General features: G+C 43.2%; 7 protein-coding genes. 2 read left to right on the forward strand and 5 right to left on the reverse strand.

Annotated elements, in window-relative coordinates; genetic code table 11:
* The first annotated feature begins 119 nt into the window (after positions 1-119).
* Positions 120-3,005, forward strand: coding sequence for a CHAT domain-containing protein (locus ACOQON_RS11805; RefSeq protein WP_420575619.1), 2,886 nt, complete (start codon positions 120-122; stop codon positions 3,003-3,005).
* Here ACOQON_RS11805 and ACOQON_RS11810 read toward each other — a convergent pair whose 3' ends face one another.
* The 5 genes from ACOQON_RS11810 to ACOQON_RS11830 all read right to left on the reverse strand — a co-directional run bounded on the left by ACOQON_RS11810 (position 3,006) and on the right by ACOQON_RS11830 (position 16,089).
* Positions 3,006-5,063 carry an OmpA family protein gene (locus ACOQON_RS11810; protein WP_420575620.1) on the reverse strand — a complete coding sequence of 686 codons (2,058 nt, stop codon included), beginning with the start codon at positions 5,061-5,063 and terminating at the stop codon, positions 3,006-3,008. It lies immediately after the preceding gene.
* A 1-nt stretch (position 5,064) separates the two neighbouring features.
* Positions 5,065-6,105 (reverse strand): PorP/SprF family type IX secretion system membrane protein, encoded by a 1,041-nt coding sequence (locus ACOQON_RS11815; protein WP_420575621.1) that lies wholly within the window; start codon positions 6,103-6,105, stop codon positions 5,065-5,067.
* A complete protein-coding gene (locus ACOQON_RS11820) occupies positions 6,102-7,307 on the reverse strand; it encodes a hypothetical protein (RefSeq protein WP_420575622.1) in 1,206 nt (401 codons plus the stop codon). The genes ACOQON_RS11815 and ACOQON_RS11820 overlap by 4 nt, the downstream gene beginning before the upstream one ends.
* Before the next feature lies 1 nt (position 7,308).
* Complete coding sequence (locus ACOQON_RS11825; RefSeq protein ID WP_420575623.1) at positions 7,309-11,766, reverse strand: beta strand repeat-containing protein; 4,458 nt, start codon at positions 11,764-11,766, stop codon at positions 7,309-7,311.
* Positions 11,767-11,982: 216 nt separating this feature from the next.
* Positions 11,983-16,089: a BspA family leucine-rich repeat surface protein gene (locus tag ACOQON_RS11830; RefSeq protein WP_420575624.1), complete on the reverse strand. Its 4,107-nt coding sequence runs from the start codon at positions 16,087-16,089 to the stop codon at positions 11,983-11,985.
* Positions 16,090-16,262: 173 nt separating this feature from the next.
* On the opposite strand from ACOQON_RS11830, the gene ACOQON_RS11835 reads away from it, so the two are divergent.
* The gene (locus ACOQON_RS11835; RefSeq protein ID WP_420575625.1) at positions 16,263-16,757 is read left to right on the forward strand and encodes a DUF6252 family protein; all 495 of its coding nucleotides are present in this window, start codon (positions 16,263-16,265) and stop codon (positions 16,755-16,757) included.
* The last annotated feature ends 36 nt before the right edge of the window (positions 16,758-16,793 follow it).

Raw genomic sequence — 16,793 nt, forward strand, 5'->3', positions numbered from 1 at the left:
ACCTACTTTTAGTGCATTCATCGTAAAGGGATGGGTATTGATAGGAAAATAGTCTCAGGCATCCAAAGATTTAGGTATCCTTGCTAAATTCAAAGGTTGATTATAATCCAAAAGCGTTAATGCCTAGATTCGGAATCATTTGTTTGCTGATTTTTCTATCTTCTTTCGCTGGTGCACAGACCTGCCTCCAAAAATTAGATAGTGCAAATCTTTTCAAATACGATAATCCCCTCAAAGCAAAGTTTTACGCAAACTCACTACTGACCGATCTGGATTCTGGTGCCTGTGTTTCTGAAATTGGAATTGCTGAGTTATATAACAATGTTGGTTTGATCCTGTGGGAGGTAAACGACAAGCAGAGAAGTCTGAATGCATTTCATCATGGTATTAGTTACCGAGTCACAAATAAAGATTCCATTCAAAAAGACTTGCTGGGTATCTACTATAACCTAACGGCAGTCTATCAGGAACTTGGAAGATTCGCAGAAGCCGGAAGATACCTTGACTTGGCAGGAAGGGTAACCGAAAGACATTACAAGGGAGATACCAAGGCACAAATTCGGTATCTCTATTCACAAGGTATTTATCACAGAGAGGTTGGAAACTTTGAGGAAAGCCTCAAAGCACTGAATCAGGCAATCATTAAGGGGACAGACAATGATTCGATTCAGATTGCCTTACAAATTGAAATTGGAACAACCTACCGGGATTATGGCGATCTGGGGAAAAGTGAGGCAGAATTGCTTAAGGCCATCGAGATGGCTAAAGGCAACAATGAGGTTCAGTATCTGCGTGCAATTGATCGCCTCTCGGCGCTTAAAATCGAACAGGGTGAATATTCTGACTCAGAAAACTACCTACTCCACAACCTTGAAAAAAAACAAGAGAGATATAACAATGATCCAATTGTAATGCTCGAAACGCTGAATGGCTTGAGCGGTTTATATTATCGACTCAATGATCTTAAATCAGCAAATGATTACATGGACCAGGCTCTGAATGTGGCGGGCGACATTCGAACCATTCGTCCTTACATGATCAATAATCTGGGAACAATCTACAAGAGACAAGGCGAGATTGAAAAGGCAGAAGAGTGTTTTCGAGAAAGTTCGCAAGGGTTTCTAGATTTATTCGGCTCTATGAATCCAGACTATGCCAGTAGCTTGAGTAACCTGGCCAGTATTTTCAAGGAGAAGGGTGAATTGGGCAAATCACTGGATCTGTACATGAAAGTGCTCGATATGGATAAAGTAATCTACGGTACGGAGCACGCTAACTATGCCACTTCGCTTAATAATGTAGCTCTCCTCTACTTACAGTTTGGAAATTTTTCTCTGGCCGGTAAGTTGCTGCTAGAAGCGAAACGCATTCGGGCCAAGACATTAGGCAATTATCATCCTTTATACATCAAGGCAGTCAATGACTTAGGTCTTTATTACATGATTATAGAAGACTACCAGTCAGCAATGGAATCTTTTGACCATGCACTAGCTGCTGAAATCAAACACATGCAGGACATCTTTCCTGTGCTGACGGACAAGCAACGGAAGCTATATTTTGATGAGACCAGATATAACATTGAACGATTCTGCTCTCTGGCTTTTAAAGGTGAAAATATCTACTCAGAGTATGCTGAAAATGCACTCAATCACTTCCTCAATACACGAGGGATTTTGTTTTACGCATCGGAGAAAATGCGTCGCTTGATTCAAAATAGTGGCGACAATAAAATCAAGCAAGATTACAATACCTGGCGAGAGAAAAAATATAGCCTGGCTCAAGCCTACTTGCTTACCGAAGAAGACCGTCTGAAACAGGGTATTTCCATCACGCATTTAGAAGAAGAATGCGCACAACTTGAAAAAGATCTGGCAAGAAAATTTAAAGTTTTCGCTGATCAGGAGCGTGCTACATACCATCACTGGGCAGAAATCAGCAATTCACTGGGAGACAGCTCTGCTATGGTGGATATTATCCAGTATAGAAACTATAAGGTTGAAGTAGTGGACGAAAAAATAGATCAGGCATTTGAAGATGAGTCCCATTACGTAGCTTTTATCATTAAGGATGATAGCACTTTTATACCTGTAAGGCTGGATGTATCACAGTTTGATAAAGGATTTGCTACCTATCGCAACTCCTTGAAATTCGGAGTGAAAGACAAACTGAGCTACGGGGTTTTCTGGCAACCAATTGATGAGCAATTAGCGGATATCAACAAGATATATATTTCTCCTGATGGCATCTTTCATAAACTAAATCCTGTGGTCTTTTATGATGAGCGATCAGATAAATATATGGCTGATGAGTACGACATGATCAATATTACAAGTGGTAAAGATCTGCTATACCGGGAAGATCAGAAGCTTTTAACAAAAGCCAAGATTTTCGGGAATCCGGATTTTTCCAGAATTGAGGGATATTCGTTAAAACAGTTGCCGGGTGCAGAAAGAGAAGCAAGTGATATTTCAGAAATATTAGATGTGAGGCGCTGGGAAACAGAAACCTTCTACTTTGCAGAAGCAACTGAGGATAAGATAAAAAGCTTTTCGAATCCGGGAATTATTCACATAGCTACTCATGGATACTTTATTGAAGATCCAAATTTCACCGACCCACTTCACAGTTCCGGCTTGTTCTTAAGCAAGTCAGAAAATAGTGAAAATGACGGGCTGCTTTCAGCTTACGAAGCGATGAACCTGGTACTTGATGAAACAAATCTGGTTGTGCTGGCCGCTTGTGAAACAGGACTCGGTAAGGTTCAAAATGGTGAAGGCGTTTTTGGCCTTCAGCGATCTTTTCTCGTAGCTGGTTCACGAAATGTTTTGCTTTCTCTGGTAAAGATCAATGACGAAGCAGCCAGGAACTTTATGAACTTGTTTTATAAGCAACTTCTTATAGTGAAGGATCCACAGCAAGCCTTCTTCAATGCTCGAGCAGAATTTAGAAAAATGGATAACAACCCCTACAACTGGGGGGCTTATATTTTGGTATCTAAGGGATGATCAAATGCCCTTTGAAATAAAGAGAGAAAAATCTTCTTCTCCCACAACCACCTGAACCGGTGTTTCTTTAACCTCAGCTTCTTTGATTCGAATGGTCTCTCCGGCAGTGAGTATCGGCTTTAGCTCACCGTTCCATTGCTTTAACTGATCAACTGTAATTCCCAAAGAGTTGGCTAGCCGCTTGATAGTGATTGTTTTTCGAACGATAAAAGGTGTCGCCATCTCAAAATTGAGAGGCTCTCTAGCTTTCACTATGATCTCTACACGCCGCTTCATTATGCGTTTAAACCAATGATCCTGTGCTCCCTCTGAATTTAATTCTCCTCTTGGAAAAACGTTTATTAAAGTCGAATCTATGCCCAACGAAAACAAATAGTCTTTGACGGATGCACCTCTTTTCTCACTCAAGAGAATATTAGCCTCCGTCGGCCCTATGCTATCCGTAAATGCTAAAATATTGATTGACTCAATGAACTTATCTCCAACCTGATCAACCAGACTTTCAAGCGCTCGTTCTGATTCAGTCCTAAGCTGAGAAACTCCATAATCAAAGAATAATCGCTCGAATACGTATTCCCTCACCTCGCCGGAGAGCGTGTCTCCTTCCTGAAGGATTTTCGGTTTCGGCTTGCTTGGCCTAATGGGCTCATAAAGGTCATAGCCCGCATAATCCTCTACCCGAAAGGTGACCAGATCGAGTGACTGAATGTCTTTGAATTTAGATGCCAACCGGGAATCGATCAAAGACTCACCGGAAATAAGAAGTGACAAAAACAGACGTTCATTACTCACACCAAAATAACTGATGTTCAGTATTTCGTGATCTGCACGATTCGTCGACAAAAATCCGACTGTATCTGAAATATTGAAATAAGTATCATCCCAAGTGGAGTTAAATGGATCACCAAGATTGTAAATCTGTGGTTCAAAAAAAGACTCTCCTTTGGCTGCAAAAAGGTCATATCCACCGTATCCAACATGCCCATCGCTTGCAAAAAGTAGACACTCAAAAGCAGATGAGTAATAGGGCGTAATCTCATTTTCAGGAGTATTGATTGCTGCACCCATATTAATGGCAGGGGTCCAGGACTCCTTTTCCAGTCCCTTCAAACTCATCCAGATATCACTACCACCTGTTCCACCAGCTCTGTCCGAAACAAAAAACAAGGTATCGCCTGTAACCGAAATAGACGGGTGTTTATTCTCAGACTCAGGCTCATTGATGTATTTATTTAAAAACTCAGGATCTGTCCATTCACCATCTTCCAGATAACTAACCATAATACCACAGTCAGCACCTCCTCCACCCCTGCAGGATGAAAAGTAAAATGTTTTACCATCTTTCGTAAATGAGCCCGACCCTTCTGCCCACTGGGTATTTAAGTCTGAGAATTTTTGATCAGAAGATGATTCCCGCCATCGATTATTACTCCTCCTTTCAAAAGAAACCAGATCAGGAAGTAAACCTTCAAATTGACTCCCTTCGTACTGACTACCCGTCAGTTTTCTGGTAGACGCCAGCACCAGTTGTTTATTAGACGGATTAACGATTGCTCCGAAATCATGAAAGTCGGAATTGATATCACTCATCGTTTGTATCGAAAAACCTCGATCTGCTTTTTCCTGCCGCAATGCAAGCTGGCAGCCTTCCCTCTGCTTTCTTGAAAGCTCAATCAGAGATGGTTCTGCATCCGGAATGGAAATAAGAAAATAATAAATGGAATCAGCTTCTTTGAAGCGGCTCTCCTGCTTCAGCAGGTTTGCATAATTGTAAAGTGATCGAGCTCTAAATTCATGATTCAGCGTATTACTTAAGGTTAAAAAAGCATTTTTGGCCTTTTCATACTGGAGTGTTCGATGATAACAGGACGCTAATCTGAATCGGGCAAACTGGTTGTCTTTGTCTACTCCAACTACTTTATCATAGAATTCAATCGCTTCCAAATACCTGTCACTCTGATACAGATCGTCAGCTATCTTGAGCAGTCTGGGTATCGATTGAGAGAAAACAGAAAATGCTAATAACAGTGAGAGTACCGATACAATGACTTTTCGCATATCAGAAGATCGGGCTTGAAACATTGCTGAATGACTTAGAAAAATCCAGGTTGTAAGTTAATGAAACCTCGTAAGTAGGTAGCTGGCCTCCCTGAGCCTCGCTGATATCAAAAGACTGGGTATTCAAATCCAGACTAAACCCAACCCGAAGGTTTTCAATTTCGAATCCTGTCAAAACGATAATGGAGTCCTCAATGCGATACCATGAACCTATCTGAAGTTGGACCGAATTCTGTGCCGCCGGTGAGCTAATCAGCGTTGACAGGTAAAGGCCGGTATTGATTTGCTCATTTCCCTGTGAATACAATACATAAGCAGACGGATGAATGTACCATCTTGGTGCTAACGGAAACCTACTTGAACCAAAAGCCTTAAATAAAAGACTTTTTCTTGCTCCCTCTAATCCATCGATTCCAACTATGGGTCTGTTAAGATTATCAACACTTAAACCAAGTAATAAACTTTTATCCCGAATAAACCGATTCTCATTATCGAATGCGGTATAAACTACACCGAAGTTGAATGTCGGATAGTAGATAGGATTAGCACCCACGGCTTCACCCGCCAGCGTATTATCAAAACCAATGTATTTATTGAACTGAGACCCCCAAGTAAGTTTGCTGCCATCGATTCGGTGCTCTGCTATCCCTCCCTGCAAACCAAAAATGATATTCCTGTTACTTAGGCGACTTAGACGTATGGCATATGCCCCTGTCAAGAGGATTTTTCTAGAGGTATAGATACCTTCAAATCCACGCTTCTCCTGAAAAAAAGTGAGTCCTGCACCACCAATTTGGAAGTCCTTGCTTGTGGTTTTCTTGAAAGGGTAAGTAAACGTAACCTGCATCAATTCAAGGAATGAATCAGAGCTGGGTGACCCTCCTCTCTTATAATTGGTATTGAATGAAAGGCTAGGAACCGTTCCGGTAAAAGCTGGATTCAACACCGTACCGCTGGCAAAATACTGGGAAAACTGGCCTTCTTGTGCCTGAAGTATTGAACAGATGAAAAGGCTTATCAGATATGGAAAAATCTTTTTCATTTCACCAATAGGACGGACCCTGTTTGAGTATACTCTTCTGATTCAGCCACAATCCGAACATTGTAATAATAAACACCCCCCGGTGCTTCCTGCCCTGAGTTTAAAATTCCATTCCATCCATACTGTGAAATGTCTATCTCACTCCCTGATTGATTAACACTATATACCTCCTTATTAAAAGAATCATAGACCGCAAAAGTGAATGAACTTATGTCTGCTCCGGCAAAATAAGGTCTGAATTTTCTATTATCATCGATGGTTCCAGTGGGGGCAAAGGCATTAGGAACATAAAAGGTTGGCTCTACAATAATAGGTATCAATGCAATGGCCATTCTTCTGCCTTCCTGCGTGATCCAAATGGATTCTTCCGATGTGATCACCCCTTCTGTAAAGGGTGAAGGCGCGTCTCTTACCGTCCCACTGAGTGCATGAAAGAGCGTATCTGTTTTAGAAAATAAAACGATTGCGGGTTCATATTCAAATGCACGGATTTCCTCCCCATTAGAAAAATTCTCCAGATCTACACCTGAGAAGTTCACTGAAATTTGAGCTTCAACTGAATCACCACTCACCTTTAAAATCCACTCCACCTCATCGCTGATCCCCACCATATCTTCATCTGGGTAAAGCGTGGTTTGATCTGGAATTTTGCATTCCACACTCACCACTGCATTATTGGGTAGGTTAGAAATGGTTACATAATTCGGAGAGCCATTTACCCCCATTGGGAATGTCACGGGCGTTCCCTGAGAAATACCTACGAGTTTCCCCTCAACATAACCCTGTCCACTCCCTTGAGAACTCCCACTCACCAGTATATCGTCCTCATCCTCTGCATCAATGACACCATTGGTTGTTTCCAAGGCTCCCGAAACTATCACCCGATCTGTTAAAAGGGTGAGTTTACCTTGCTTATCAACTATAAAATCTCCAACCTGAAGGGTGTCCCCTTTTAGATTCTGATCAGCTCTCCCAGTGAACTTGATATTGCCTACATCCGTATTCAAGACAAAATCAAAATCACTATAGCTAACGATAGTACCTGTGTTTGTGAGCGTACCATTCAAACTCGTGTTTCCACCAAAGAAAAAGATTGTTCCATCCCCCAGGTACAAAGAGGTTTGATCGCCGAAGGTGATGGATTGGGCCGAAGCAAGCACACTTATAAGTGTGAGATACGTAAATAGTTTAGCCTGTTTCATATTACAGTGATCTGCTAACTTCAACCCATAAAGAAAGATTCTCGATGTATATCAAATGAATGGAGCTACCAGATTGCATGGTAAAATCACCCTGTGCTTGATCTAAACGTATATTTCCACCTGAACTCACCTGAGGGTTAACACCAGAACCAGCAATTATAAAAATCTCTTTTCCGTCAGCTGGAGTACTAATATTCGTAATATTATCATCTGCAGTTAAAACCACTACTCGCGTATCCGCAGAAACATTTCCATCTATGATTGCATCCGTATTGGGAGTTGAAATGAGGTTTCCAACAGTCGCATCACTGGCAATATTGGCCGTACCATTTACATCCAACATTGCAGCTGGACTGACAGTCCCAATTCCAACATTACCATCCGTGACGAGTGAAGGTCCCCCACTGTTTGCAATTTCAATTCCATTGGAAACCTGACCATTCATGTTTACATAAATCCCTCGTGCAAAATTGTTTTGACTAATATTTAAGGCATCAATTGCAACTGATGGATTTATAGTTGTATTACCATTATTGGCCACAACGAATCTACTACTTGCGACATTCAATGTTGAAGTTCTTGTCTCACCAACAACATCCAGCTCCGAACCAGGTGCAACAGTCCCAACACCAACAAACCCATCCGTTGTTAATGATGGACCATTACTGTTCACAATTTCTACTCCAGGAACTGTATTAGCACCATTCATGTCTATTCTTATTGCATTTCCTGAAGTTCCGGTATTATTTATTTGTAAGGCAGGGCCTGAACCGTTCGTAGTGATACTCACGACATTATTTCCATTACCAACATTACTATTTTGGAAGGCAGCCACAACACCTGTTGAGGTTGCAGTATTGTTTACCTGCAGTGCAGTTCCTGTTCCATCTGCTATAAACTCTCCTGCATCAGCAGATACGTTTCCTATTGCCCTAAAAGCAATAGCACCTGCAGCTCCATCCGAAGAAGCACTCAGAGCCTCAGCTGTGTTTGATACATTTGTAACCTGAAAACGACCTGCGCTACCCGCACCTACATGTTCTGCATAAAATGCTGCTGAAGTTGGGCCTCCATTCGAACGAGCTTGCAAAGCAGCCACACCACTTGTGCCCGCATTTACTTCAAAAAAACCAGCACCATTACCTGCATCGGTCTGTGTAAGGTGGAACAAAGTAGAAGCAAACGATTGAGGTCCTGGATTATACGGAAGCATGAATCCGCCTCCTCCTGTTAAACTCACCCATCCACCCGGTGTTCCATCTGTGTTTCCTTCAAAATCACTTCCAGTCCATTGGATCATTCCTGGTTGTTCTTCTCCAGGGTCAGTAGAGTTTAATACAAGGCCTTCTTCTATATAAACATTCCCGTCACTTCGCATTTCCATAAAAGACTGAACATCTGAATTCAATGTCACTTCTGAATCTACAGCTCCAGCGGCTACAGAATGAAAGCTAATTCCTCCATTTTCAAAGAAGATGAAACTACCTGAATTCCCATTGGTTCTTCTCAGCTTATTATCTTGTGCATTCGAATAATCTACGTACAAATTTGACACAAGCGCATCTCCAAATATCGGAGGGTCGGGTAATACATCATTTACATTCTCAAAATGACCAATTCCAAAATCAGCACCTATTTGCAATGGTACTCTTGGGTTTTGAGTTCCAATACCCACACTATAATTGGAGTTCGTTCCATCACCTAATATGATGGTGTTTGGATTGATCGCGTTGGTTAACGTACCAATGGAGATTGCATCATCAGCATTGGACTGAGCCCCCCTACCAATTGCTATTCCATCTATATTATTTGCTTGAGAATTTTGACCTATAGCAATACTTCCACTTCCAGTCACAATTACATTCGCACCTATTCCAACTACATCCTGGGAAGTAGAACCCGTATTTGCTCCTGACCCGACAAGTACATTTCTAAATCCAGTGGTCAAATTGAGTCCGGCATTTCTCCCAACAGTTACGTTATCTGCTCCAGTCGTAATACCACTACCTGAATTCTCTCCTACCAACACATTTCTATCACCTCCAGTTGTCAAAGCACTACCAGCTCCAAATCCCGCAATTAGGTTTTGATTGAGAGGGTTGTCGATCAATGATGAGCCACCTCCAAGTGGTATCCAGGAAGATCCGTCAAAGCCCTCAAAGCCTTCAGCACCTGGTTCTACACTATACCTGAGTAGGCCTTCATCTCCTATTGATGCAGTAGGCCTGTCCAAGTCATCTCCTTTCGGGATACGTATAGCATCTGTTCCAACAACATCTAAGGTAACAGCTGGATCTCCTGTTCCTATTCCTATTCTACCCGAAGGCTCTAAGTGAAAAATGGAAGAAATTTCCGTAGCTCCCTGATAGTATGAAAAGGTCAATTCATTTTGTCGAAGTGGATCAGAAAATGCATCTCCAAAGCCCAACATCATCCAACCATTGGTGCCTGTTTGATCTATTGCAGTAGCACCATCTCCCAAAGTGTGTAAAATCAAAGCAGATAATTGATTAGAGGTAGCACCTTGACCGTCAATTGTTAGAGCAGTAGCCTGATCAGCGGTTCCATATAGAGATAATTCTGCAGATGGTGTTGTGGTCCCAATTCCAACTCTACCTGTATTGTAATGGATATCTCCTGAATTGTCTGTCCATAGACCACCAGCTCCCTCCAGAGCAAGCGTACCACTAGCATCTGGTAAATTATATGTCTGAGGTGCTGTTAAACCAGCTAACTCCAATGTAGCCGTATTGCCAGTATTCGTCTCATCAAATAAGGTAAAGCGATCATCTGCCGTGTTGATCGTGATGTCATCTGGAACATCTGCATCAGTGACAGGAGCACCTTCTAAAGCAAGTGTACCGCTTGCATCAGGTAAATTATACGTCTGAGGGGCTGTTAAACCAGCCATTTCCAATGTGACCGTATTGCCTGTATTCGTCTCATCAAATAAGGTAAAGCGATCATCCGCTGTATTGATCGTTAGATCATCATCGACCTCAGCATCTGCTACTACAGAACCACCTGCTACTAAATCACTTGCTGTTCCTGTCACCAAAGTCGTTTGGTCTATGTATGTCGGATTACCTGCTGCATCTGTAACTAATACCTGATCGGCCGTTCCATTTTCCAATTTCGCAAGTGTCACATTATCATCGGCTATGTCTATGGTTGCAATCGTTCCATCCGTGATCTCTGCTGTCCCTACCGCATCATTAGCAATCGTTGCAACTCCTGTATTCGTAATCGTTACATCTCCAGAAAGTGTTTGGGCTATTGCCGCATTGGTCCCATCTCCAATGAAAATACTTCCGTCAGTTAACGTGGGAGCTGGAACATTTGTAAGACCAGAGCCATTTCCTGAGATCGTACCTGAAGCTGTAATATTCGCCCCAGATATATTACCAGTAGTTGTCACAGCCTGTGCACCGAAATTCGGAGCAACCTTAGTACCAGCAATCGCTGCGGTTCCACTGATATCTGCATCCACGATCTCACCATCGGTGATGTCTGCACTCGTTACTGCAGTCAGGAAGCCTGCATCATTCGTTAGCGTTGATATGTTTGATCCAGCGCCTATGTAACCCGCATCGTTGGTGAACTCACTTACATTCGCGCCCGTCTTGTCAATCTTCGTCCAACCGATGTTCGCTGCGGCGTTGATATCTGCATCCACGATCTCACCATCGGTGATGTCTGCACTCGTTACTGCAGTCAGGAAGCCTGCATCGTTCGTTAGCGTTGATATGTTTGATCCAGCACCTATGTAACCCGCATCGTTGGTGAACTCACTTACATTCGCGCCCGTCTTATCGATCTTCGTCCAACCGATGTTTGCCGCGGCGTTGACATCTGCATCCCCGATCGTACCATCCAGAATATTCCCACTTTGAACGGCATCTGCTCCTAAATCTGCATTTGAAATCGTTCCGTCCGTGATCTCCAGGGAAGAAACGATATTCGGATTTATTTGAAAGCCATTAGTATAATCTCCTGAAATATCTCCGGCTGCTGGAATGGTGCTAAGAGCAACATCATCCGTAGCATCAGTATCCAGGTTTGGAAACGTTGCTAATGTCACATCATCTGTGGCATCAGTATCTATGTTGGCCGGTATTCCCGTCAATTCCGTCCAATCGATTCCGTCGGCAATATTCGCGGGTATATTTAAATTCACCCATGCTGATCCATCCCAGAAGTAAAAAGCACTATCATCAGAATCAAAAACCATCAGCCCCTTATCAGTCGTGGCTAGTCCCATCGCTCCTCGCTGGGCATTTGTCAACGCCGGGATCATTAACCCCTGATCTCCATTCGGTGACACGAGGTGTAGCACGGCATTGGGATTTGGTGTCTCGGTGTTTATACCTGCGGTAAACTCCTGAGCTCGTGCAATAAAAACGGTTAAAATGAATGCCAGTACCTGAAAGACTAAGCGAGGGTTTTTGATTGGTGTCATGACTAAGGGCTTTAACTAGTGGATTACCTCCAAAAATAAAGGATTAGAAGGGCTAAAGTCTATTCATGAAAATCAATTCGATGTAGACAAGAATTTTTGGGATAGGTGCCTTAAATCCTGCTATTGGATAAAACAAGTCGTCCCACCACTTTGAGTGGTAGGACGACTCTTTTCAACCTAACCCTGTTAGGATTTGGAATCCTAACAGGGCTTAGACTAATGTTTGATCACCAATTTTCGTTCATACACATGACCGTTTTTATCCACTTTAAGTAGATAAACACCATCCTTTATGTCGTAAATATCAATGGTCACTGTTGTTGACCGAACGTCTTCTACTGCCCTTAGCACTTTTCCATTCAGATCCAGTATTTGGATCGTTCCATTGATCAGCTGATCACCTCTTAACGTGAACCACTCATTCGCCGGATTCGGATACATCGTTATGCTGATTTCCATACCGTCCGCAGACATCACAATATCTTCTTCAGTCTCTCCTGTACGAGCCGCAGCTGGAGGAACTCCACAATCCTGCCCCGCATCTGTAATGGTCCACCCATATGTATTGATCAAGGTGTTTCTACCTGTATCGTCGCAATATGTCAAACCATCTGCTCCCAATGTTAAATTCATCGGAATTTGCGTTTCCCCTGCATCCAGGGTGGACCAGCCCTCTAGAGTTGATTCATATTTTGCTGGGGAGAGGCCTGAATTGGAGAGCATGTCAGTCATATTATTAAAAGTCCATCCTTGAGAAAGAGTCACACTTGAAATATCCCAAGAACCTAGAGATTGATTAAATACAATAGCATCTTTAAACATTTCTCTCATAGTTACAACATTGCTAACATCCCATTGACTTATGTCTTGATTAAAAGAAGTAGCTCCATTAAACATATTATGCATATCAATCACTGCACGGACATCCCATGAACTAATATCTTGATTAAAGGAAGTTGCCCCCATAAACATAGATGCCATATACTCAACACTACCCACATTCCATGAGCTGATATCCTGATTGAAAGATGAATTTGCAAATATGGCACTCATATTCTTGACATTACTCACGTCCCACCCACTTATGTCTTGATTAAAGGAAGTAGCCCCATTAAACATACCGCTCATATTTATCACATTACTCACATCCCAACTTCCAATATTTTGGTTAAAGGATGAAGCATTTAGAAATAAACTATTCATACTTGAAATATTGCCAACATCCCAAGAACTTATATCCTGATTGAAAGAAGATGCATTATAAAACAATCCCTCCATTTGGGTTACGTTATTTACATTCCAAGAGCCAATGTCCTGATCGAATGAGGTAGCTCCATAAAACATGCTATTCATTACCTCTACAGAACTTATATCCCATTCTCCTATATCCTGATTGAAGGAAGTCGCATTATAAAACATTTGACTCATCGCAGTTACGTTACTAACATTCCAATTCCCAATGTTTTGATTGAATGATATTGCATTTCTAAACATCGCATTCATGCTGCTAATGTTACTTAGATCCCATCCACTTATATCCTCATTCATAGAACTGGCTCCATAAAACATCTCTGACATATCAGTTACACCATGCAGGTTGGGTTGATCATTTGCTAAAATCACCAAATTAGAGCATGATGCAAATGCCTGATGCATGGACTTCCATTGATTATCTCCCCATTGATCTACAGATAGCAGTTTTTGCCAATCATAAACAGGCGTCCCCCACCCACCTTGTTTGATAGGAAAATATATTTGAGGATAAAGCCCAGTAATTGAAACTTGATAGGTACCAGCTAAAGGAAAATCGATCGTTGCATCACCCGTGAATGGACCTGCTATTCCATTGTTTGCGGGGTTACCCACTTCCTCCCATGTTACTGTATAGTTATATCCTGATCCAGTTGTTGTAATTAGAATTTGAGTATCTGAAGAACTTCCCGGATTATCGGTTTTCCAGGTAGTGATAAACGGACGAGGCTGGTCGTCTGGAGTGGTGAAGCTATCTTGCCATGCTGGCCAACTAGCCCACTGTCCATTGCATTTCACCCGAACGCGCCATTGATATCTCGTATCTGGAGTCAGATTTTCAAAAGAAACCTCTGAAGAGGTTAGTATCGCACTTTTCTCGTTCATTCCACCTCCATAAATCTGTGCCTGATATTCATCTCCAACGCTTAAATCATCCCAATCAAGATCAACCCGATAGGTACCAGTTCCAGTAGCACTCACATTGGCTGTATGGCCGTCTGCTTCACATGAGATTCCATCAGGTGTTGTGAAACTATCCTGCCACGCTGGCCAGCTCGTCCACGCTCCATTACATTTTACCCGTACCCTCCACTGATAAATTGCATTGGCATTGAGGTTTTGAAAACTAGTTGAAGTGCCCGTTAAAACCGGACTCTTGGAATAAACACCATCATGGTAGATTTGAACCTGATATTCTTCTCCTACCCCTAAATCATCCCATGTTAAATCAACACCCACTGTTTGATCTACTAGCTGTTTTGGGTTAGCTGAAAGGCCACTCGCCATACATGATGTTCCATCTGGTGTGGAAAAGATACCCTGCCAACCGGGCCATGTAGCCCATTGCCCATTGCACTTTACCCGTACCCGCCAGATATATTCTGCATTCGCATTTACATTTGATATGGTTGTACTAGTACTGGTAGTAATAGCACTCTTGGTGTAAACGCCCTCACTATAAATTTGTGCCTGATATTCTTCGCCTACTCCCAAATCGCCCCAGGATAAATCAACTTCCAGCGTGCTATTTGATAGCGTATTCACGGAAGCCAAATGGCCTGATGTTTCACATGATGCTCCATCTGGGGTCGTGAAGCTGCCCTGCCAACCGGGCCATGTAGCCCATTGCCCATTGCACTTTACCCGTACCCGCCACTGATAGTCCGTGTTTGCCAGCAAGTTCTCTATCGTACTCGTCGTGCCGGTAGTAATCGCTCCCTTCGTGCCGATCCCATTCGCGTAAACCTGGGCCTGGTATTCTTCGCCTATCGTCGTGCCGGTCCACGACAGATCTACATTGATCGTGTTGCCATTCGCAGCATCTACATACGCATTCGAGGTATGTCCACTCGCTTCACATGATGATCCATCTGGGGTCGTGAAGCTGCCTTGCCAACCCGGCCAGCTCGTCCACGCTCCATTGCATTTTACCCGTACCCTCCACTGGTAGTCCGTGTTTGCCAGCAAGTTCTCGATTGTACTTGTCGTGCCGATAGTAATCGCTCCCTTCGTGCCGATCCCATTCGCGTAAACCTGGGCCTGGTATTCTTCGCCTATCGTGGTGCCGGTCCACGACAGATCTACATTGATCGTGTTGCCATTCGCAGCATCTACATACGCATTCGAGGTATGTCCACTCGTTTCACATGATGCTCCATCTGGGGTCGTGAAGCTACCCTGCCAACCGGGCCATGTAGCCCATTGCCCGTTGCACTTTACCCGTACCCGCCACTGGTAGTCCGTGTTTGCCAGCAAGTTCTCGATTGTACTCGTCGTGCCGGTAGTAATCGCACCTTTCGTGCCTATCCCATTCGCATAAACCTGGGCCTGGTATTCTTCGCCTATCGTCGTGCCGGTCCACGACAGATCTACATTGATCGTGTTGCCATTCGCAGCATCCACATAGGCATTCGAGGTGTGACCGGTCGCCTCACACGATGCGCCATCTGGGGTCGTGAAGCTGCCTTGCCAGCCCGGCCAGCTCGTCCACGCTCCATTGCATTTTACCCGTACCCTCCACTGATAGTCCGTGTTTGCCAGCAAGTTCTCAATTGTACTTGTCGTGCCGGTAGTAATCGCTCCCTTCGTGCCTATGCCATTCGCATAAACCTGCGCCTGGTATTCTTCGCCAATCGATGTGCCTGTCCATGACAGGTCCACACTGACTGTGTTACCATTTGCTGCATCTACATACGCATTCGATGTATGTCCACTCGCTTCACATGACGCTCCATCTGGGGTCGTGAAGCTACCCTGCCAACCTGGCCAGCTCGTCCATGCTCCATTACATTTTACACGTACGCGCCACTGGTATTCGGTATTGGACAACAGATTTTCTATCGTGCTTGTGGTGCCTGTAGTGATTGTGCCTTTCGTGCCGATCCCATTCGCATAGACCTGGGCCTGATACTCTTCGCCAATCGGCGGACCACTCCATGATAAGTCTACTTTAATTGTATTACCGATTGAAGCGTCAGTATATGCATTTGATATATGGCTACTTGTTACACATTGGGCATTGAGCTGATTAACCATTATCAGACTCATAAGGGTGATTAGGATTTGTTTCATTATTGAAGTAATTGAGTTAGGTGTCTCAAATATATAATAGTTGGCTTAGGTAAATACAGGTCAAAAACTTGATCATTAGTTAAAATACCCTCTAACCCTGATATAAAATCACAGCTGAATGGTATTGAAAGACGATTAAATGAAGAAGACCTTAGCTCTTAAAAAAAACAGACATGAAAACTTCTAATTTATTCGCCTTATTGATTTCCGTATTCATTCTTGCTTCCTGTGGAGGGGATGATGATTCAGGCCCTGCTGGTAACAGTATCTCTGCCACAGTAACCGGAGATATTTCCGCGAGCTTTAGCGCATCAGGGGAAGTGCAAGGACAAAAACTTGTAGTTGCAACCCTATCCAATACAAGTAATGGCACTGTTCTTTCCATCGTAGGTACAGATGTAAATGGTAGTTCGATGAACATTGCTATACCTGATTTCACTGGCAAGGGTACGTATAGCTTAGCAATTACCACCGCCAATACCGCGACTTTCACCCAAATCGATACGGAAACCTTTCAACCTACGGGTGTGACTGCCACATCAGGAAGCATTGAAATCTCCGAATCCGGAACTACAATTAACGGAACCTTTGATTTTACGGGAGAGGGAAATAATGATATTACAGCAGATGTGACCGGGAAGTTTTCCGTGATCGCAGATGAGCAATAAAATTTTAGCTGGTTACTCTCATAACGTTAGAGGTGC

Source organism: Ekhidna sp. (genome assembly GCF_965221965.1).
Classification (GTDB): domain Bacteria; phylum Bacteroidota; class Bacteroidia; order Cytophagales; family Cyclobacteriaceae; genus Ekhidna.